Source organism: Clostridium sp. C1, assembly GCF_018223625.1.
GTDB lineage: Bacteria > Bacillota_I > Bacilli_A > Erysipelotrichales > Coprobacillaceae > Allocoprobacillus.
This window is the reverse complement of the sequence record NZ_CP073631.1, coordinates 1,637,972-1,658,457: the sequence shown is the minus strand read 5'-3', so window position 1 is coordinate 1,658,457 and position 20,486 is coordinate 1,637,972. Positions and strand designations below refer to the sequence as shown.

Sequence of the window (20,486 nt, the reverse complement as noted above, 5' to 3'; positions counted from 1 at the left end):
GGCATTTATATATGTATAAATGTCATGAATTATGGAAAATGTAGATAATCAAACATCTTTACGACAAGCTATTGATTTATTTGATATAGAACCTTTATTGAAATTGAATATTGATGTCGATGAAATCGTTGTTCATCCTCAACATATTGAAGAAGATATTCAAAAAACAATCAATTATATGAATGAGGCTTTAGAAAATCAAAATATCAATTATTATGATGATCCATCTCATATGAAGGAATTTTTTGAAAATATCATACGTTTATTTTATTTAAGAAATGAACTTTCACCTTATCTTGTATGTCTTAACGATAAGGAATATAAAGAACTATTTAAACAAGGACAATGTTTTTGTACAACTTCAGAAGCTTTTAAGAAGTTTTTAGAAGATCATCATTTTAATCATGATTTAGATGATGAACATGATATTTTTATCAAAAAACAAGTGGAACTTAATAGAATTCTAAAAGAAGATGAGAAACAATTATTCCATCTTTTAAAAGCAATTGTTTTTGCTCATTTTCCACATGATATGAAAATGGAAGGAAAGATGACCTTTCAAGACTATTTAGACAAGATAGGATTAAAATCTATTGCTCATTTACAGGAAATGTTTGATGAAATGGTTACATATAAACCTCATCTGGAAATGAAGTATTATTCTCTAACAAAAGTCAAAGATGCAGGAGGATCATCAGGCAATCATATTTTTAAAAAAGATTTAGAATTCTTTGATGCAGTGAAGCCTTATATTACGAATTGCCCTGATTATACTTCTAAACGTGCAACGGATCGCTCAGCAAAATATCTTGTCTTTCAACCTTATAATCATTTAAGTGCGAAACAAGTTTACCAATATTTTTATCAGATTTATCGTTGGCTTTTTATGCTTCTCTATGTGAAAATAGATTTACAGTTGCGATATAAACAAGCATTTCAAAGCATTGATTTACCTGAAAATATGGTGGAGGAGATGGCAAATGGTTTTGGATATGATTTATATTTAATCTATGCTTCAAGACACTGGAAAAATGAAAGCAAAAAGATCGTGGAAAAATTCAATCATTCTTTAAGTGGATATATTTATGCATCTATTGTCAATAGAGTCAATTTTTCATCAACAAAAGAGAGTCATGATTGCCAAGAGAACGATGGTTTTCAAAAGGATGAAGATGGTATTTATAGATCAGCCAATAAAAAACCTCATGAACATACGCAAGAGGAATTATCAATGACTCAGATAGATACAGATATTCAGTTCCATAATGAAAAGACATATAATAATGATACCAATTATACTTTATCACAAGGAATACATGATGATGTAGAAGAATTTTGTAATCTTAAGGGGATTTGTTCGGATTATGCAATTGTTTTGACACGTGAGTGGACATCTTTTAGAAAAAAACATTCTTCATTGAAAGATTATCGTCATTTGGATCAAATAGAATTGACAGAAAAAATGATGCAGAACTTTGAAAATCATTATTTAAGAACATTCAGTTATATGAATATGTCAATTTTAAAAATACAAAACGTTAAATATGCACAGGCTTTGATATCATTTTTAGATTTCTATGTTTTTACATTAATGCGAGATTTTTATGAAGAACTCAATGATTTTCATTATGAATATCTTCATGTTCAAGATCAAAAACAAAAGGAAAAAGAAATTATTCGTATTTTAAAAGGTCAGTTATGGCATATGGGTTATCTTTTCTATCGTATTGATATTGTCATGATTGGTGAAACAAGTCAGAAAATGAATCAAAATGAAAGTGAAGGACAAATATTTAAAAAGGGTTTTGAAAATTATATACGTCAAAACAAAAAATTAAATAAAGATGAGATGATTAGAAAAATTCTTACAGATACTTTTCATTTATTGAAATATTATTATATACCGGCACTTGAAAGTCCTTATTTAGATTATGTTTTTGATGAACAACAAAAATCACAAATTAAAGATTATGTCAACTTATTAGAATATTATTGGGGTGAATTTTCAAAACATAAAGATATTTATAAAGTCGCATTTGGACATTCTAATGCTCCTAATAATATCAAATATTTCTTATATCATACATATCATCCAGAAAATGTTTATAAAGATATGCTGATGAGCAATCAATGGATTGAACTCATTCAAAATATAGAGAGGGAGGTGGCAGAATGAAACAGACACTTACACTTGAAGACATCGATGATTATGTTCAGGCTTTGACAGCTTTTTTACCAACACCCACACAAAGAAAAATGATTCAGGAATATCAGTCTGCAATTGAAAAAAATCCTCAATATCAAGTTTTGATTCAAAGAAAATTAGCTATCGCCAATATACCAACTACTTTTTTGCAAAAGCAGACTATTTCTATTCAAGAAATTATAGAAAATACTTTGCAGGAGCTAAAAGTAAAAGTGCAGGGTCAAATAGAAAAAACATTCTCTGTTTCTACTTATAGAATGTCATTTGCAAGAGGAGAAGATGTGGATATGAATCAGATTGGTATAGGCTATCAAGATCATGAATTAGATTTATATGTTCATCCAGAATTATTGAAAAATTATTCTTTTATACTTATGAAAGACGGACAGGAAATTTTACCTGATGAAATCATTGAAGAAGGTGGAGAAGGATATATTATATTTGATCATATTGATGAAGATGATGAATTTGAAATTATTATTAAAGAGAGTGCCTAAACTGACACTCTCTTTTGTGGTGATATTGCTTTTTGTCTTAATGTTCCTTGATATAATCCTTCTTCACATTCCCCCACAGCAATAAACCCATGTTTTTGATAGTATTGTGTTAATGGTTGATTACTTGTCATAGAATCTAACCTGATATAATGTTTATTCAGTTGTCTGGCATAATCTTCAATACGTTTCAAAAAATAAGAACCACCCTGTAAATGAGGACGACTGACTAAACGATGAATATAAAGAGCAGGTTGATGATCATGCCAATTACTGTCATAGTCATTGACAACCGCACTGGCAATAATATTGTGTTTGTTATCGGTAAGAACAAATAAGTTTCCCTTTTCTTGTTCCTGTTGATAGTAGGAAAGTGGGAAGATATCAAGATAATGTGTGTCTTGCCATTGAGTAATGCCTTTTTCTTTCATCCACTGATCTCTTTCTAATATCATTTCAAAGATAACAGGAACATCTTGTGGATGGGCTTTTTGTAATTGATATGACATGATGAGTACCTCCTAATGTTATTATAACATAAAATATAAATTTTAAAAAAAGACTTACATCTTTTTTTAATATGTTAAATTAAGTCCCGTTAAAAATTGCATATAGAAACAATGGTGATATTGGAAATGGTACATGTGCAATGATCATGATTATGAACAACACACATGTTTTTTGTGCGAAAAGAAGGAGGACAAAATGAATGGAATCAAAATGACATCACTTTTTATTTACTATAGCTATGGCTTTTGTCATGGCGTTTCATGAATTATGGATTATGTGGCCCATTGCGGTGATTATTGAATTATGTTTTGTAGAAAAATGGGCTGTCGCTTTAACAATGAAAAGATTCAGTTCACAGGAAACATCACCACAAATTTTTCAAATGACGATTTGTACAATGATTGTCTGTTTGATGTGTCCCATCATGAGTTTTATTGCAACTCTTTTATTTCAAAATGCTGGAAATCAAGTGATTGCTTTATGGTTACAGGCAATGTTTGTTAATTTTCCTATGACTTTAGGATGACAATTGTTTTTTAGAGGAACAGCAGTACGTAAATTAGAAAAGATATGTATTTATCAATCTTTTTGATTATAAAAATGAAAAGATAGAAATAGAGATATTTTCTATTTTTTCTTTTTTTAATCAAAGTATTTTTGGTTCTTTTTCATAAAGTGCTATTTTTCTTGAAATGTTAAAAAAATAGGAGTAAACTATGTGAGAATAAATGATTAAAGTGAGGAGGGATTATTTTGGACAAAATTATTGATGATATTGTTTCAATAGATTTGGAGTGTTCAAAAAGGGTTGAAGAAGCAAAAAAGAAAAAGCAAGATGTTCAAGCCAATATGAATGCAAAAAAGAAAGAAATCTATGATTCTTTTGTGAAAGAATATCAAGTCAAAATTGATGCTCATAAAAAAGAATTAGAAGCAAAGATTCAAGAAACTAGAGTCAAAAATGAACAAGAGTACAAAGAATCACTAAATCAGCTCTCTAGTCTTTACGAAAAGAATAAAGATGAATGGGTTTCTACCATTGTTAATCGTTGTAAAGAAATATAGAGAGAGGTGAGCGTATGAGTTCTTTTTCATCCAATGCAATTCTAGCAAAAGCACGTTCTATGTATTCACATAGATTAACTGAACAAAATTATGAGGAGCTTTTGAAAAGAAGAAGCATTAATGATTTAGTTGCTTATTTGAAAAGTGAAACAGCTTATAGTGATATATTAGCTGATTTAAAAGAAGTGAATGTTCATCGTGGTCAATTGGAAGCTTTATTAAATAAAGAAATCTTCTTAAGACTTGATCGTTTGATGCGTTTTGCTTCTAAAAAGGAATTAGAATTTTATCGCTTAGGTGTAATGGAACTGGAAATTCAATTAATTTTAACAAAAGCAAGATTAATTGTTTCAGATTACTATACGGGTTATGAAATTGAAATTCCTGATTATTTGAATAAATATGCGAGTTTTGATCTTTATGGTTTATTGGCAATTAATGATTATGATAGTTTGTTGTTTTTGTTGAAAGGTACAAAGTATTATGATGCATTACTTAAATATAAACCAGAAGAAGATGAAAGATTTGATTCAAACTTATTGGAATTAGAATTAAAGCATATTTATTATGCCGAGTATGTTGATGTCGTTAATAAGCTGTATAAAGGAAAGAAACGTAAAGATTTATTAACAATGATCAATACATCTATAGAGTTACAGAATATTACAAAGATATATCGTCTAAAGAAATATTTCAATGCATCGCCAGATCAAATTAGAGAAACATTATTTATGGAATATAGTCGTATTCCAAAGAGTGTTATGTTTGAACTCATTGAAACAAAGGATGCCAGTGAATTTTTAAAGAAATTATCTGAATCACCTTATAAATTATATGTTGATGATCAGGAATTTGTATATATTGAATATTATACAGAAAAGATCAGATATAATTTAGCAAGACGTTTCATGAGATTTTCAACAGATAGTGCATTGGTTTATATGACATATAAAATTGTATATCAAGTTGAAATTGATAATCTTAAACATATTATTGAAGGTTTAAGATATGGAGAGGCACCGAGTCAAATTGAAGCGATGCTCATCTATTAGGGGGACAAGATATGGCTATAGAAGAAATGATATTGTTAAATATGACTTTTGATCGTCGTGATTTAGATCAAGTCTTATTTACACTCAAAGATTCCAAGTACTTTTATCCTCAACCTGCTTCAAAGATTGTCAATAATGTAAAAGGTGTTCATGCATTATTTGAAGATAGTGCTTATACAAAATTATTGGATCGTTTGATTCAGGTTGCATCTGATATGAAGTTGGATTTGAATAAAGATTTAGCTCCTGATAAAACATTAAATTTTGATAAAACAAATCAATATTTAAGTGAATTGGAAGCTGAAATTAAAAAGATTAAAGATGTTCAAGATCAATTAATAACGGAAAAAGATGAAAATGAAAAAACATTGGAAATCTTAAAGAGAATGACTTTAAGTGAAGTCAATCTTGATCATTTATTAGATTGTCAATATGTGAAAGCCAGATTTGGACGTTTTCACAGACAACATCTTGATAAAATTAAATATTATGAGGGTCGACCATTTATTTTTAATAAATTAGGTGAAGATCGTCAGTATGTATATTGTTGTTATATTGTGACAAACAGTTTACTACTGGAAGTTGACAATATATTTAAAGCGTTAGGGTTTGAAGAAATTGTGATTCCTTCATTTGTACATGGTAAAGTTGATGATGCAAAAAAGGAATTAGAAGAAGAAGTTCATGCGATGGAAGAATATATCTTACGTATGGATCAGAAAATGACAATTTTAAGAGAAACACACAAAGTTGATTTGTTGAAGTTATATTCAACTGCTTTGTTCTTACAAAGAATTGAATCATTTAAGACTTTTGTAGTGGATTTCCAAAGCAAATGTGCGATTTATGGATTTATTCCAAAACGTATGATTGGTGAATTTAAGGATATGTTAAAACATATTCACGGTATGGAATATCAAGAATTACCTGCAGATATTTTAGATCATCAGGAAATCATTGCACCAACAGTTGTGCATAATGCGAAAATTGTCAGACCGTTTGAAATATTAAGTAAGGTGAAACAAACAGATATCATTGATACAACGATTGCTGTGGCAGCACTTTATTATATTATTTTCATTATCTTCTTGGGGGACTTAGGAGTTGGAGCTGTATTAGCACTGCTTGGACTTCTTATGAGAAAGAAAAAAATGGGAAGTTTACTTCTATCACTTGGTGTAGCGACACTGCTTGGAGGACTTATTTATGGAGATGTTTTCTATACAATTAGCCTCTATCCAGCAATAGCATTACCATTATCAACAGTTTATAAACTTGTTGATGGAATACTTCTTCTCATTGTTGGAACTTATACAATTGGTGCATTTAAGAAAATGTATTTAGAAAATTCAACAATGGAAAAAGTCCTTTCCATGAAGGGAATTTGTGGTTTGATTATTGTTTATGCAATTTTAGTGTATTTTGGTTGTGTATATGAAGCACATATCAATTTACCAATTATGCCATTTGCTATTGTGATTGTTGCTTGCCTTGTGTTTGTTTTAGCAAAATCAATTTTAAAGAAGAAAGCAGTATAAGGAAGGGAGAAATATATGGCAATAGCAAAATTAAAGCTTCTGGAAATTGAATTTCCAGCACAGCAATATGATGCTGTATTATTGAAGCTGATTAATCTTGACAATTTTCATCCTGAACCTGCTTCTAAATTTGCTGATTCAGTACAGGGATTATCAGTATTAAATCGTGAAAATCCTTATGCTGATTTAATCGCAAGAATGGAAGAAGCGAGGGATAAATATCGTCTTCAATTAAAAAGCACAGATGTTGATAATGTTCGTATGAATATTATTCAAGCTGATACATTCTTCTGTAATGTATTAGAAAAAGCTGCACAGATTGAAAAAGTCAAAGAAGATTTATTAACGATGATTCAAGAGAATGAAGCAACGATTGCTCAATTAGAGCATATGATTGATGCAAATATTGATTTTGATAGATTATTCTCTTGTAAATATTTACAGATTCGTTTTGGGCGTTTACCAACAATGAATTTAGATAAATTAAAATATTATGGAGAACAGAAATTCTTATTTAAAGTTTTACATAAAGGAACAAAGGAAACATATTGTAGTTATATTGCAACTGCAGATAATGCTCCTGAAATTGATAACATCTTTTCTTCATTGTATTTTGAACGTATTCATATTCCTGAATTCGTACATGGTAAACCTAGCGAAGCATTAGAAGTTTTAAAAGAAGAAGACGACACAGCTAAACAATATATTCAGGTTCTTGATTCAAGAATTGAAAAATTGTTTAGTGAAAATATTGAAGAAATGAATCATATTTATTCAGTTTCTAAAAAATTGAATGAAACATATGATGCTCAAAAATATGTTGTTGTCTTTGGTAAGAATGCCGCCGTTTATGGTTTTGCGGAAGACAAAGATGCTAAAAAAATCAAAGCTGATTTTGAGCAATTAGATGATGTCAAAGTTGAAATTGCCTCAGCGATGAGTGACTCTCGTTTGACACCACCAACAAAACTTAAAAATAACTGGTTCTCAAAACCATTTAGAATGTTTGTTGAAATGTATGGTGTACCATCATATACCGATTTTGATCCAACAAATTTAGTGGCAATCAGTTATACATTCCTTTTCGGGATGATGTTTGGTGACGTTGGACAAGGGATCGTTTTATCACTTGTTGGATACTTCTTCTATAAATGGAAAGGTATGCAACTTGGAGCAGTTGGAATGCGTTTAGGTATTTCAAGTACGATCTTTGGATTTGTCTTTGGTTCAATTTTTGGTAGTGAAGCATTGTTTGAACATTTTATGGAACCAATGTTTTTACCAATGGAATCAGAAAATACGATGACATTATTAATGGCAGCCATTGCGACAGGGGTTGTATTGATTATCATTTCTATCGCATTTAATATCTTCTTGAATATTAAGAAGAAAAACTGGGGAGAAATGTTGTTCTCACAAAATGGTGTCGCTGGACTTGTATTCTATGTATCAGTTCTATTATTAGTTGCCAATATGCTTGTGGGAATGAATTTACCTCTTGGTGGACCAGTCTATATTGTTTTATTGATTGCAATGCCAGTGGTGATGATTTTCCTAAAAGAACCATTATGTCATAAACTTGAAGGGGAAAAGATGTTCCCACATGGTTTTGGGGCTTTCTTTACAGAAGCGTTCTTTGAATTATTTGAAGTTATGCTGACATTCATTGCTAATACGATGTCATTCTTACGTGTAGGTGGATTCGTTTTATCACATGCCGGAATGATGATGGTTGTTTACACATTAGCTGAAATGGTTGCTGGAGGTCCAGGTATCATTAACTTTGGATATATTTTAGTAGCTATTATTGGTAATATCTTCGTTATGTGTTTGGAAGGTATGATTGTTGGTATTCAGGTTTTACGTTTAGAGTTCTATGAAATGTTCTCACGTTATTATGAAGGAAAAGGAAAACCTTTCCATTCAATTCAAGAAAAATAAAAAGAAATATTTGGAGGAAAAAAATTATGAATTTAATGATGTTTATTTTACCTGCTATTGCTGTTGTTTTATTATCTTTACCATTAGTCAAAATGTTTACTTCTAAAGTAAGCAAAGAAAGTGCAAAATGGCGTTTATTAACTCATGTTGGAGGATTCTTTGGAGCTGTTGCTTTAACTTTATGTTTATCAATGGGTTCAGCATTTGCCGCTGAAGGTGCTTCTATTGTTGGTACAGTTGCTCAAGGTATGGGATTTCTAGCTGCTGCATTAGCAACTGGATGTTCTGCATTAGGTGCAGGTATTGCCGTTGCTGCTGCTGCTCCTGCTGCTATTGGAGCTTTCTCTGAAAATGATAACAACTTCGGTAAAGCATTGATCTTCGTTGCCTTAGGTGAAGGGGTTGCTATCTACGGGTTATTAATTTCTATCTTAATTATCAACGCTTTATAATTTTATAAGAAAGGTCTGATTATATGAAATTTTTCTTAATCAGCGATAATATTGATACATTAATGGGACTAAGACTTGTAGGTATTGAAGGTGTCGTTGTGCATACAAGAAAAGATTTTCTGGAAATTTTACAGACAAAGATGAGAGATTCATCTATTGCGATTATCTTAGTGACTACAAAATTAGTTGATATGTGTCCAGATATTATATCAGAGATTAAATTAAAACAACAAAAACCACTCATTACAGAAATACCTGACCGTCATGGAAATTCTAAGATTGGTGAAACAATCGACGGTTATGTATCTGAAGCTATTGGAGTGAAATTATAGGAGAGATAGATTATGCAAAATATTGATCAAGTATTTCTCTATATGAAAGATGAAATTGAAAGACAGGCAAAAAGCGAAGAACAGGCAATTTTAAATGAAGTGAAAGCTCTTGAAGATGAAGCTTATGAATCTATGAAAGCTGAAGCCAAAAGAGATGCTGACTTAAAATTGAAACAGGAAGAAGAAGAAATGAGTTCTAATGCTTCTGCTGAAATTTCTGAAAGTCATATTGAAAGAACAAAAAAATTAATTGAAAAAAGAGATGAATATGTGAAAAACATCTTTGATCAGGCACGTGATGAATTAAAAGCTTTTGTCAAAAGTGATGAATATTTACCTTTTGTAGAAGCAAAAATAAAGAAAGTTGCTGCTGATTTTAAAGATTCTAAGTCTATCATGTATGTATCTCATGATGATTTCAAAAACAAAGATGCGTTTGTGAAAGCTTTTGGAACTGATATTGAAGTTCAAGCAAGTGATGATATTCAAATTGGTGGATTTATTCTTGAAAATAAAGCATCTTCTTTAGTTGTTGATGAAACTTTAGATTTTGCTTTAAATAATCAAAAAGATTGGTTTAATAAAAATTCTGGATTAATTATTAGATAGAAACGGGAGGTATGAGTGTGAATGAAAATGTAATTTATTCAATCAATGGTCCCGTTGTTACAGTCAAAGATACAGATGCCTTTTCTATGTTAGAAATGGTTTATGTTGGTAATGCGAGATTGATTGGAGAAGTTATCTCTATCAAAAAAGAATTAACAACAATTCAGGTTTATGAAACAACAACAGGATTAAAACCAGGAGAACCTGTGTATGGAACTGGACAACCTATTTCTGTTACTTTAGGTCCTGGTATCTTAAGAAATATTTTTGATGGTATTGAAAGACCACTAGAAGAAATTGCAAAAGAATCTGGTGCTTTCATTCCAACTGGTAGCCATGTTGATCCATTGGATAAAAATAAATTATGGGATGTCACAATGGTTGCAAAAGTCGGTGATGAAGTCAAAGGTGGAGATATTTATGCTACAATTCCTGAAACTGACTTAATCACTCATAAATGTATGGTATCACCATATACAAAAGGAAAAGTTATTGAAGTGGCTCCATCTGGACAATACAAAATTGATGATGTTGTCATGAAAATTGAAACGGCAGATGGTGAAATTGTGGAATGTACATTAACACAAAAATGGCCAATCAAACAGGCAAGACCGGTTACAAAACGTTTACCAATTTCAATGCCATTAGTGACAGGACAACGTGTTATTGATACATTGTTCCCAATTGCTAAAGGTGGAACAGCTGCTATTCCAGGAGGATTCGGTACTGGAAAAACAATGACTCAGCACCAATTAGCAAAATGGTGTGATGCCGATATTATCGTTTATGTAGGTTGTGGAGAACGTGGTAACGAAATGACTCAGGTTCTTGAAGAATTTAGAGAATTGATTGACCCTAAATCTAACAAACCTTTAACAGACAGAACAGTATTGATTGCTAATACTTCTAACATGCCAGTTGCGGCTCGTGAAGCTTCTATTTATACAGGGGTCACACTTGCTGAATATTATCGTGATATGGGATATCATGTTGCCATCATGGCAGATTCAACTTCTCGTTGGGCAGAAGCGTTACGTGAAATTTCTGGACGTTTGGAAGAAATGCCTGCTGAAGAAGGATTCCCAGCATACTTGCCATCACGTTTATCACAATTCTATGAACGTGCTGGATATATGAATAACTTAAATGGAACAAAAGGTTCAGTCACAATCATTGGTGCCGTATCACCACAAGGTTCTGACTTCTCTGAACCAGTCACTCAAAATACAAAACGTTTCGTACGTACTTTCTGGGCATTGGATAAAGCTTTAGCTTATGCACGTCACTATTTTGCGATTAACTGGAATCAAAGTTATAGTGAATATATTCCTGATCTTGAAAGATGGTTCAATAAAAATGTTGATCCAAAATTCTTAAGAGATCGTCAGGAATTATCAAGTATTTTAGCTGAAGAAACAAAATTAATGGAAATTGTCAAATTAATGGGTTCTGATGTTTTACCAGATGATCAGAAATTAGTGATTGAAGTTGCTAAATTAGTACGTGTTGGTTACTTACAACAAAATGCATTCCATCCAGATGATACTTATGTACCATTAGAAAAACAATTAAAGATGATGGAAGTCATCTTATACTTATATAAACGTGGTAAAGAAGTTGTCAGTGCTGGAAAACCAATTCGTTTGATTTTGGAAACAGGTATTTTTGATAGAGTTGTCAAAATGAAATATGATGTTCCTAACAATAATTTAGCTTTATTTGATGATTATTATAAAGAAATTGATGAAGCAGTTGCATCTATTGACTAAAGGAGGAAAATGTGATGAGTCTACAATATGTAGGGTTGAACGAAATTAATGGTTCATTAGTCGTATTAGATCATGTTAAAGATGCTTCATATGACGAAATGGTCGAATTACAATTAAAAGATGGTTCAACTCGTTTAGGACGTATCGTTCAAATTGAAGGAGAAAGAGTTGTTGTACAGGTTTTTGAAGGAACAAACTCTTTATCTCTTGCCAATACAAAAACAAGATTATTAGGTCATCCAATGGAACTTCCTGTATCTAAGGAAATCTTAGGACGTGTGTTCTCTGGAGCAGGAAAACCAATTGATGGTCTTGGAGAAATCTATGCAGAAAAATCTATGGATATTAACGGTCAACCATTAAATCCAGTTGCTCGTGTTTATCCAAGAAACTATATTAACACTGGTATTTCATCTATTGACTGTTTAACAACTTTGATTCGTGGACAGAAATTACCAATCTTCTCAGGTTCAGGTTTACCACACAATCAATTAGCTGTACAAATCGTTAAACAGGCCAAAGTTAAAGATGATGATGGTAGTGGATTTGCAGTTGTCTTTGCGGCAATGGGTGTTACAAATGACGTTGCTGAATACTTCAGACGTTCTTTTGAAGAAGCTGGGGTTATGCAAAGAGTTGTTATGTTCTTGAACTTGTCTAATGACCCAATCATTGAACGTACATTAACACCACGTTGTGCTTTAACAGCAGCTGAATATTTAGCTTATGAACATGATATGCATGTCTTGGTTATTTATACTGATGTCACTTCTTATTGTGAAGCTTTACGTGAATTCTCTTCAAGTAAGGGAGAAATTCCTGGACGTAAAGGATATCCAGGATACTTATATTCTGACTTAGCTTCATTATATGAAAGAGCTGGTATTTCTAAATCAGCAAAAGGATCAGTGACACAAATTCCAATTTTAACAATGCCTAACAATGACATTACTCACCCAGTACCTGACTTAACTGGATATATCACTGAAGGTCAGATTACACTTGATTCTGAATTGAATTCAATGGGTATTTATCCACCTGTCAGTGTGCTTCCATCACTTTCTCGTTTGATGAAAGATGGTATTGGTGAAGGATATACAAGAGCTGATCATTCAGATGTATCTAACCAGTTATTTGCAGCTTATGCACATGTTCAGGATGTTAAATCATTAACATCAGTTATTGGTGAAGATGAATTAACACCTGTTGATAGAAAATATATGGAATTTGGACGTTTATTTGAACAACATTTCCTTAACCAAGGTTTCAATACAAACAGATCTATTGAAGAAACATTAGATTTAGGATGGACTTTATTATCTGTTCTTCCTAAGAATGAATTAGATCGTATTGATAATGCGGTGTTAGAACAATTCTATGATCATGAAAAGGCAGTAGCTCAATTTGATCTTCAAGAAGATACAATGATTAAAGAGTTACAGCAGGCAGTAGATAATGGCTAATCAGGTCTTTCCAACAAAGGGGAATTTGATTGCTACCAAAAAGTCATTAGAACTCGCATATTTGGGTTATGACTTGATGGATAAAAAAAGAAATGTTCTCATCAAGGAAATGATGAATTTATTAGATGATGTCAAATTGATCAGAGATGATATTACAGATTCTTATCAAAAAGCTTATTATGCTCTTCAGGAAGCGAACATGTCACTTGGTATTATCAGTGATATTGTTGAAGCTGTTCCTATTGATGAAGGATTGAGTGTGACTTATCGAAGCGTTATGGGAGTCGAAATTCCAAAAGTAAGCTATGAAAAAACACCTCTTCGTCTAGGATATGGTTTTGAAAGAGCAAACTCTAAAGTGGATTATGCATATAGATGTTTCTATCATGTTAAAGAATTAACTGTGAAATTAGCAGAAATAGAAAACGCTGTTTATCGTTTAGCCAATGCTATTCGTAAAACACAAAAACGAGCTAATGCTTTGCAAAACATTTCTATTCCTGAATTTGAAAGAACAGTGAAATTCATTAGTGAATCTTTAGATGAAAAAGATAGAGAAGAATTCTCTCGTCAAAAAGTCATCAAAACGCAAAAAAATAAACAAGAAAGATTAAAGAAAGAACAAGGTCTTGAATGATCTTGTTTTTCTTTTATAGAATATTAAGAATTTATTAAGAAAGTTTTGCGTATAATCCACTATACTGTAAGTGGGTGATCAATATGAAAAGAAAAATACTTATGACAATCATTTTTATATTCAGTTTATCAACGATGTTTATGACCTGGTTTGGTGGATATAAGGGAGTGCAGGATGTATCAGGGTTTATTTTAATGAATAATCCCATTGCTGTTACATGCATGATGATTACGATATTTAGCATTTGGATGCATTGGGGATATACAAGTTATATACTATGCTGTATTGGACTAATAGGGATTATTGCAATGGAGATTTATGAGTTTTTGACATGGCATATTTTCCCATTTTCTGGGGTATTCAGTTTACGTTTAAGTTTAGAACTTTGTTATCCTCAATTTTATATTGCCCTTATGAGTACTATCGCAACTTTTCTCATTTACAAATATTATTTTTGGAAAAGAGATTTGACAAAGTGGCAGGATTATGTATCATAGTAGCTAAAGGGGATGGTCAGTGTGATGAAAAAATATGGATCTTTCATTAAGAATGTTTTACAGTTTACAATTATTTATAAGCTGATCATTCTTTTTTGTTTAAGTCCGATACTCAGACTTATTTTAAAGGAATATTTAAAGAAGGCATCAGTCAGTATTGCTTTTAATCAAAATATGATAGAAGTTTTTTTATCATTACCGGGAATCATTATATTTTTGATTTTAGTACTGACGATGATGCTTTTGATTTATTACAATCTGTATGTGATTATACAAATCATCACCTTAGAACATCAAAAACAATCTTATCAATTGAAAGAGATTGTTTTAAAAAGTATCATCAATTTAAAAACAATTCATAAACCAACTTTTGTATTAAGTGGTCTTTATATGTTGTTATTGTTACCTTTAGTTCATGTAGGGTATATTAATAATTATGTCCCTAGATGGGATATTCCATCTTTCATTTTAAATGAACTTCAATTAACCCTTCAAGGCCAAATTTTGATTGGTCTTATTTATTTATTTTATTATGGTTTATATATTATGATGATTTTTGTTCCACTTTATTTATTTTTAAAACAAATGTCTTTGATACAAGCTATAAAAAAAGGATGCCATTTACTAAAAACAATCACTTTTTTACAAAAAATAAGATTGTTGATGAGTATCATAGCGTGGGTGATCGTAGAAAATAGTATCATACATATCTTACCATACCCTCTTTTACATAATCGAGATTTTAATATTTATTTTGTAAAATATCTCATGCATTTTGCATCTTTTCGTTATAGTGTTATTCAATATATCATCATTTATCTTTTACAGATTATCGCAATGACTTTCTTTTTGAATTATCTTGTGTCATTATTTTGTCAGTATGAAAAAGAAATCATGACCATTCAACAACAGAATTTAGATACCATTCGTTTGCAACGATTGATCAGTCATTGCCAAAAAACAACAGGATACGCCTTATGTCAATTAAAACAATATTTTTCACAAATACAATGGATACGTACTTATCAAAAATATTTACGTATTATTTGTATCATTTGTATTTTTATTGTAGGGATTGTTTATTTTCATCAAGATTTAAGATTGCATAAGCCTTATGTAATAGGGCATCGTGGTTCAGGGTACGCTATTGAAAATACTTTTGAAGCTGTAGAAAAAGCTAATGATTATGGTAGTGATTTTGCAGAAATTGATATTCAGTTATCTAAAGATGGTATTCCAATTGTATATCATGATACAACAATGTCACGTCTATCCCATGTATCTACATCCGTTTCACAAATGACTGCCCAACAATTTGAAGATACAACATTACAATATGAAAATTATACAGCTCAACCTACGACATTAGAACATTTGATTCAAAAGATGCAAGATCATCATTTCAATATCAAATTATTAATAGAATTCAAAGCTGATCCTGAAAATTACCGTGAAATGGTCAATCAGGTGGTGAAAATTGTCAATCAATATCATATGGGTTCACAAACAATGTTTATGTCCCTGCATTATCCGACTGTATCTTATTTACATCATCTTTATCCTGAATGGTGGATTGGATACTGTATTTATGGAAGTATTGGAGATATTGATGCAAGTATATGGAATATGGATATTGACTTTTTAGCTATTGAAGAAAATCGAGCAAGTACTTCTTTAATTCAAAAAGCTATTTCACAAATGATTCCTATTTACATATGGACAGTAGATAATGAAAAGAAAATGAAACAGTATTTAGATATGGGAGTAAGTGGAATTATTACTAATGATCCCGATTTAGGAAGACAGGCTATTGATGCTTATCTACAAAAACATCCTCATTCATATTATGAAGATCAAATATAAAAAAGCAGGGTGACCTGCTTAAAATTCAAGTTGAATGTGATAAATTTTTCCCCATAAATAAATTTGATAGAAATAAGCCATGAGTTGGGGTCCCATCATAAGCTGTCCAAACCATGGAGCAGTTAGACTTTGACCATGAGATTGTATAAAACCATTAAGCTTTTGATAATCAAAAAATTGAAATAAAAGATTAGAAGGATCCTTTAAGGATTCTTTTAATTTGTTTTCGATAAGTTGAGCATAAAGTGGAGAATAGGTCTTAGGATAAGGATTCTTTTTACGATGTAAAATATCTTCTGGTAAAAAATCGTGAAAAGCCTGACGAAGAATACCTTTTTCTTCACCTTGAAAAAACATATAGTCCTCGGGCATATTATAAAGATATTGAAGTATTTTTGTAGAAGCAAAAGGGACACGGACTTCTAATGAAGCACGCATGGTTTGACTGTCAGCACGTGTTAAAAGTGTTTGCATAAACCATTGTGTATTGAGATAGATAAGCTGTTTTTTACGATTGTCAGTATGAATTTCTTGTAAGCTTTCTTGATAGCGTTGAATAATATAGTCTTTAAGGTTTAATTTTTGAACTTTTTCATTAAACATACTTAATCTCTGATCTAAATCACGCATCCAAGGGAAATAAGGCTGGTTATAGAGTTCTTCTTTATAAAACCAAGGATAACCACCAAAGATTTCATCAGCACATTCACCTGATAATGTGACTTTATGTTCTTTAGCAATTTCTTTAGAAAATAAAAGAAAACTTGCATCAATATCTGCCATACCTGGCATATCTCTGGCAATTAAGGCTTCTTTTAAAGCATCTATTAAATCTGTTTGCTTTAAAATAATATTGTGATGATGTGGTGTGTAACGTGTGACCATCTGATGAATATAGTCATCATCCATTGTTGTCTGGTAATCATAGGCATGAAAGTATTGCTCTTGATCTTCATAAGTGACGCTATAGGTAGAAAGTGGACACACATATTGTGAAGTAATGGCTGTAATAATGCTGGAATCTAAACCACCTGACAACATTGTTGATAAAGGAACATCGCTTAACAATTGATGTTGAACACTCTCTATAACAAGATGACGCACATGCTGAATCGTTTCTGGCAGATTTTCGTCATGAGATTGATCATGTAGCTTCCAATAACATTGAATGTGTAACTCTTTTTGAAAGTATAAATAATAGCCTGGTCTTAAGGAATAAATGTTTTTATAGACTGTTTGACCGGGTGTTAAACTTGGACCCAGTCCTAAGAGTTCTTTGACACCTTTTTCATCGACAATAGCCTGACCAAGATAGCTTAAAAGACTTTTGATTTCACTGGCAATAACCAATGTTCCTTCATGTAATGTATAATATAATGGTTTGACACCAAGAGGATCTCTTGCAGCGAATAATTTTTCACCATCATCAATTACAAATGCAAAAATACCTTCAAATAAATCAAGACAATGTTCCTGATATTCTATATAAGCAGCCAAAACAACTTCGCTATCACTCATTGTTTGAAATGTGTAACCTAACTCAATCAAATGATTTTTGATTTCAGTCATATTATAAATCTCACCGTTATATGTCATGCGATAAGTACGCTCATGATGCGTATATAAAAGAGGTTGTTGCCCATTCTTTAAATCAATAATAGCTAAACGTGTATGTCCCATAAGACAATGTGGTGTCATAAAATAACCCATATGATCAGGCCCACGCTTTTGTAAGAGCTTTGTCATTGTCATGATTTTTTCATCATAATCAAGTAAATGTTTTGAATAATTACAAATTGTGATAATTCCACACATAGATTTCACCCCATACAATGTATGAAATGTTTTTTGAAATATGAGAAAAAGATAAGACAAAGTTGAGATTTTAGAGGTGTTGATTTGTGGTATGATAGCTATGGGTGATGAAAAGTGGAATGTTCAAGATGTCATAATCAAAATATAGAGCGTTTATATGAGTTAAATGGAAGATATTATTGTCGTGAGTGCATCCAATTCCATCGTGTCTGGATTGATGAAACATGTCAACAGGAAAATCATCAATATCCTGCATGTCAAGTTCAATATCATCTTGATTTTGAACTATCTCCAACTCAAAAGGAAATATCCAGACAGCTTGTTAAAAATTATCAAAGTCATAAACATTCCGCCGTCTTGGCAGTCTGCGGTTCTGGAAAAACAGAAATCGTATTTGAGTTAATTCAGTATGCTTTACAGATTGGTCATCGTGTTTGTTTTTGCATTCCTCGAAAAGAATTAGTGAAAGAATTATATCAAAGGATTCAAGAAGCATTTGATCATCTGGATATTGGTTTGGTTTATGGTGGACATAACGAAAATATGGATGCACAGATGGTTATTTGTACGATGCATCAATTATATCGCTTTGAACAAAGTGGTTTTGATTTAATTATCGGGGATGAAGTAGATGCCTTTCCATTTTATGGGAACAAAGTTTTACAGGAAATTTTTATGAATTGTTGTAGAGGCCATTATGTCAAGTTGAGCGCAACATTCGTCAAAGAGGATATACATGGAGAAGAATTACTAATTATGAATCGCAGATACCATGGCTATGATCTTCCAGTACCTCAATTAATCATTTGTCCTCATTGGCTACAGATATGGCTCATTCGTTTACTCCTTTGGAAATGGAAGAAGAAAGTGATTATTTTTGTTCCCTATGTAAAAGATGTTGATAAACTTGTCCAAAAATTACATGGTCTTAAAGTTCAAGGTGTTTCTTCTATACATGAACATAATCAAGAAAAACTGGAGGCATTGAAAAAAGGCGACATTGATGTGATTGTTTCCACAACTTTACTGGAACGTGGAATTACTGTAGAAGATGTTCAGGTGATTATCTATCATGGTGAAAATGATTTGTTTGATCGTAGAACATTAATTCAAATAGCAGGGCGTGTAGGACGTAAAATCTCTCATCCTCAAGGGCATGTTTATATTTTATCCAATGAACATACCGCATCTATCAAGCAATGTATTCATACCATCAAAGACCTCAACAAAATGAATGCTTAATTTGTCACACACCGCTTCTGCAACAAATATCCTTAGCCCATCTTCTCTATACTCTGCCACTATGTCAGAAATGTTTATCTCAGTTTCATATTATAGATATTCAAACAACTTTTCATCACCATCCTTTAAGAATTTTATATGAATATGATGATTTCTTTAAATCACTTCTTTATCAATATAAGGGACTTTATGACTATGCTTTAAAAGATGCATTTTTATGTTCTTATCAGTCCTGTTTTCATATACAATATCAAGATTATATCATTGCAGTAGCTCCCAGTTCGTTCCAAGAAAATGAAAAACGTGGCTTTGCACCTATGGAAAGTATTGCTTATTCATTTTCATCACATGTTTTTACAGGACTTTATAAGAAAGAAATGTATAAACAAAGTGACTTGTCATTTGCTGAAAGAAAAAGGGTTAAAGACAAAATTGGTATTCAAAATGAAACAGTTCTTAAAGGAAAAAAGGTATTGATTTTTGATGATGTGATAACTTCATCATCAACCTTAACCACTTGTTTATCACTTATTGAAAAGTGTCATCCCCAAAAGATAGAACTGCTTGTTTTATCAACTAAGAGTTTTATGACATTATAAATGTACATTTCGCTTATGAAGTGTGCATTTTTTTATATTGATTCGTCAAAAAAAGATATATTTCCTAGGAAATAAAACAAAAAAAGAAATTGGCTCGACAGAAAATGCGTTCTTTCTTAATTAGCATCATCTATAATGGATACAACCATGAAGTAAAGGAGTTGTGATTATGCAGGGTAAAGTCAAATGGTTTAATGCTGAAAAAGGATTTGGATTCATTGATCGTGGTGAAGGAAAAGATGTTTTCGTTCATTATAGTCAAATTATACAAGATGGATATAAATCTTTAAATGAAGGTGAACTCGTAGAGTTTGAACTCTATTCGACAGAGCGTGGCTTACAAGCTAGACATGTCGTAAAGATTTGATGAAAGGGTGATATGCATTGGCATATCCTTTTTTT

General features: G+C 31.5%; 20 protein-coding genes. 18 read left to right on the top strand and 2 right to left on the bottom strand.

Annotated features, from left to right (window positions below; all coding sequences use genetic code 11):
- The first annotated feature begins 31 nt into the window (after nt 1-31).
- Nucleotides 32-2,176 (top strand): hypothetical protein, encoded by a 2,145-nt coding sequence (locus tag KEC48_RS09000; protein ID WP_211962002.1) that lies wholly within the window; start codon nt 32-34, stop codon nt 2,174-2,176.
- Nucleotides 2,173-2,703 carry a hypothetical protein gene (locus KEC48_RS08995; protein ID WP_087358427.1) on the top strand — a complete coding sequence of 177 codons (531 nt, stop codon included), beginning with the start codon at nt 2,173-2,175 and terminating at the stop codon, nt 2,701-2,703. The genes KEC48_RS09000 and KEC48_RS08995 overlap by 4 nt, the downstream gene beginning before the upstream one ends.
- On the opposite strand, the gene KEC48_RS08990 is transcribed toward KEC48_RS08995, so the two are convergent.
- Nucleotides 2,700-3,209: a GNAT family N-acetyltransferase gene (locus KEC48_RS08990; protein ID WP_211962001.1), complete on the bottom strand. Its 510-nt coding sequence runs from the start codon at nt 3,207-3,209 to the stop codon at nt 2,700-2,702. The two genes, KEC48_RS08995 and KEC48_RS08990, sit on opposite strands and share 4 nt — an antisense overlap.
- Before the next feature lie 239 nt (nt 3,210-3,448).
- Here KEC48_RS08990 and KEC48_RS08985 point away from each other — a divergent pair, with 239 nt between their 5' ends.
- The 13 genes from KEC48_RS08985 to KEC48_RS08925 all read left to right on the top strand — a co-directional run bounded on the left by KEC48_RS08985 (nt 3,449) and on the right by KEC48_RS08925 (nt 16,428).
- Complete coding sequence (locus KEC48_RS08985; protein WP_211962000.1) at nt 3,449-3,736, top strand: DUF2798 domain-containing protein; 288 nt, start codon at nt 3,449-3,451, stop codon at nt 3,734-3,736.
- 227 nt (nt 3,737-3,963) lie between these two features.
- On the top strand, nt 3,964-4,275 hold the full coding sequence (locus tag KEC48_RS08980; RefSeq protein WP_087358423.1) for a hypothetical protein: 312 nt from the start codon (nt 3,964-3,966) through the stop codon (nt 4,273-4,275).
- Between the two features lie 14 nt (nt 4,276-4,289).
- Nucleotides 4,290-5,327 (top strand): V-type ATPase subunit, encoded by a 1,038-nt coding sequence (locus KEC48_RS08975; protein WP_205089547.1) that lies wholly within the window; start codon nt 4,290-4,292, stop codon nt 5,325-5,327.
- 11 nt (nt 5,328-5,338) lie between these two features.
- Nucleotides 5,339-6,865, top strand: coding sequence for a hypothetical protein (locus KEC48_RS08970; protein ID WP_211961999.1), 1,527 nt, complete (start codon nt 5,339-5,341; stop codon nt 6,863-6,865).
- A 15-nt stretch (nt 6,866-6,880) separates the two neighbouring features.
- Nucleotides 6,881-8,806: a V-type ATPase 116kDa subunit family protein gene (locus tag KEC48_RS08965; protein WP_211961998.1), complete on the top strand. Its 1,926-nt coding sequence runs from the start codon at nt 6,881-6,883 to the stop codon at nt 8,804-8,806.
- Nucleotides 8,807-8,832: 26 nt separating this feature from the next.
- Entirely contained in the window at nt 8,833-9,258 is a 426-nt protein-coding gene (locus KEC48_RS08960; protein WP_087358415.1) for an ATP synthase subunit C, read from the top strand.
- Nucleotides 9,259-9,281: 23 nt separating this feature from the next.
- Entirely contained in the window at nt 9,282-9,590 is a 309-nt protein-coding gene (locus tag KEC48_RS08955; protein WP_211961997.1) for a V-type ATP synthase subunit F, read from the top strand.
- A gap of 12 nt (nt 9,591-9,602) precedes the next feature.
- Nucleotides 9,603-10,199: a V-type ATP synthase subunit E gene (locus KEC48_RS08950; protein WP_087296816.1), complete on the top strand. Its 597-nt coding sequence runs from the start codon at nt 9,603-9,605 to the stop codon at nt 10,197-10,199.
- Nucleotides 10,200-10,210: 11 nt separating this feature from the next.
- A complete protein-coding gene (locus KEC48_RS08945; RefSeq protein WP_211961996.1) occupies nt 10,211-11,968 on the top strand; it encodes a V-type ATP synthase subunit A in 1,758 nt (585 codons plus the stop codon).
- Between the two features lie 14 nt (nt 11,969-11,982).
- A complete protein-coding gene (locus KEC48_RS08940; protein ID WP_087244121.1) occupies nt 11,983-13,431 on the top strand; it encodes a V-type ATP synthase subunit B in 1,449 nt (482 codons plus the stop codon).
- Nucleotides 13,424-14,068, top strand: coding sequence for a V-type ATP synthase subunit D (locus KEC48_RS08935; protein ID WP_087244122.1), 645 nt, complete (start codon nt 13,424-13,426; stop codon nt 14,066-14,068). The genes KEC48_RS08940 and KEC48_RS08935 overlap by 8 nt, the downstream gene beginning before the upstream one ends.
- Nucleotides 14,069-14,151: 83 nt before the next feature.
- Nucleotides 14,152-14,565 (top strand): hypothetical protein, encoded by a 414-nt coding sequence (locus tag KEC48_RS08930; protein ID WP_211961995.1) that lies wholly within the window; start codon nt 14,152-14,154, stop codon nt 14,563-14,565.
- A gap of 24 nt (nt 14,566-14,589) precedes the next feature.
- Nucleotides 14,590-16,428 (top strand): glycerophosphodiester phosphodiesterase family protein, encoded by a 1,839-nt coding sequence (locus KEC48_RS08925; protein ID WP_211961994.1) that lies wholly within the window; start codon nt 14,590-14,592, stop codon nt 16,426-16,428.
- A gap of 18 nt (nt 16,429-16,446) precedes the next feature.
- On the opposite strand, the gene asnB is transcribed toward KEC48_RS08925, so the two are convergent.
- The gene (gene asnB, locus KEC48_RS08920) at nt 16,447-18,243 is read right to left on the bottom strand and encodes an asparagine synthase (glutamine-hydrolyzing) (RefSeq protein ID WP_211961993.1); all 1,797 of its coding nucleotides are present in this window, start codon (nt 18,241-18,243) and stop codon (nt 16,447-16,449) included.
- Nucleotides 18,244-18,357: 114 nt separating this feature from the next.
- Between asnB and KEC48_RS08915 the strand changes: the two genes are divergently transcribed.
- The 3 genes from KEC48_RS08915 (at nt 18,358) to KEC48_RS08905 (ending at nt 20,451) form a co-directional block, all read left to right on the top strand.
- Entirely contained in the window at nt 18,358-19,485 is a 1,128-nt protein-coding gene (locus tag KEC48_RS08915; RefSeq protein WP_211961992.1) for a DEAD/DEAH box helicase family protein, read from the top strand.
- Nucleotides 19,443-20,084: a phosphoribosyltransferase gene (locus KEC48_RS08910; RefSeq protein WP_087358402.1), complete on the top strand. Its 642-nt coding sequence runs from the start codon at nt 19,443-19,445 to the stop codon at nt 20,082-20,084. Before KEC48_RS08915 ends, KEC48_RS08910 begins: the two co-directional genes overlap by 43 nt.
- A gap of 163 nt (nt 20,085-20,247) precedes the next feature.
- Nucleotides 20,248-20,451 carry a cold shock domain-containing protein gene (locus KEC48_RS08905; protein WP_349291023.1) on the top strand — a complete coding sequence of 68 codons (204 nt, stop codon included), beginning with the start codon at nt 20,248-20,250 and terminating at the stop codon, nt 20,449-20,451.
- Nucleotides 20,452-20,486: the final 35 nt, after the last annotated feature.

Excerpts from the sequence above, each read along its gene's own strand:
- KEC48_RS09000 (WP_211962002.1), top strand. The coding sequence starts at position 32 with ATGGAAAATGTAGATAATCAAACATCTTTACGACAAGCTATTGATTTA.
- KEC48_RS08995 (WP_087358427.1), top strand. The coding sequence starts at position 2,173 with ATGAAACAGACACTTACACTTGAAGACATCGATGATTATGTTCAGGCT.
- KEC48_RS08990 (WP_211962001.1), bottom strand. The coding sequence starts at position 3,209 with ATGTCATATCAATTACAAAAAGCCCATCCACAAGATGTTCCTGTTATC.
- KEC48_RS08985 (WP_211962000.1), top strand. The coding sequence starts at position 3,449 with ATGGCTTTTGTCATGGCGTTTCATGAATTATGGATTATGTGGCCCATT.
- KEC48_RS08975 (WP_205089547.1), top strand. The coding sequence starts at position 4,290 with ATGAGTTCTTTTTCATCCAATGCAATTCTAGCAAAAGCACGTTCTATG.
- KEC48_RS08970 (WP_211961999.1), top strand. The coding sequence starts at position 5,339 with ATGGCTATAGAAGAAATGATATTGTTAAATATGACTTTTGATCGTCGT.
- KEC48_RS08965 (WP_211961998.1), top strand. The coding sequence starts at position 6,881 with ATGGCAATAGCAAAATTAAAGCTTCTGGAAATTGAATTTCCAGCACAG.
- KEC48_RS08960 (WP_087358415.1), top strand. The coding sequence starts at position 8,833 with ATGAATTTAATGATGTTTATTTTACCTGCTATTGCTGTTGTTTTATTA.
- KEC48_RS08955 (WP_211961997.1), top strand. The coding sequence starts at position 9,282 with ATGAAATTTTTCTTAATCAGCGATAATATTGATACATTAATGGGACTA.
- KEC48_RS08950 (WP_087296816.1), top strand. The coding sequence starts at position 9,603 with ATGCAAAATATTGATCAAGTATTTCTCTATATGAAAGATGAAATTGAA.
- KEC48_RS08945 (WP_211961996.1), top strand. The coding sequence starts at position 10,211 with ATGAGTGTGAATGAAAATGTAATTTATTCAATCAATGGTCCCGTTGTT.
- KEC48_RS08940 (WP_087244121.1), top strand. The coding sequence starts at position 11,983 with ATGAGTCTACAATATGTAGGGTTGAACGAAATTAATGGTTCATTAGTC.
- KEC48_RS08935 (WP_087244122.1), top strand. The coding sequence starts at position 13,424 with ATGGCTAATCAGGTCTTTCCAACAAAGGGGAATTTGATTGCTACCAAA.
- KEC48_RS08930 (WP_211961995.1), top strand. The coding sequence starts at position 14,152 with ATGAAAAGAAAAATACTTATGACAATCATTTTTATATTCAGTTTATCA.
- KEC48_RS08925 (WP_211961994.1), top strand. The coding sequence starts at position 14,590 with ATGAAAAAATATGGATCTTTCATTAAGAATGTTTTACAGTTTACAATT.
- asnB (WP_211961993.1), bottom strand. The coding sequence starts at position 18,243 with ATGTGTGGAATTATCACAATTTGTAATTATTCAAAACATTTACTTGAT.
- KEC48_RS08910 (WP_087358402.1), top strand. The coding sequence starts at position 19,443 with ATGTATTCATACCATCAAAGACCTCAACAAAATGAATGCTTAATTTGT.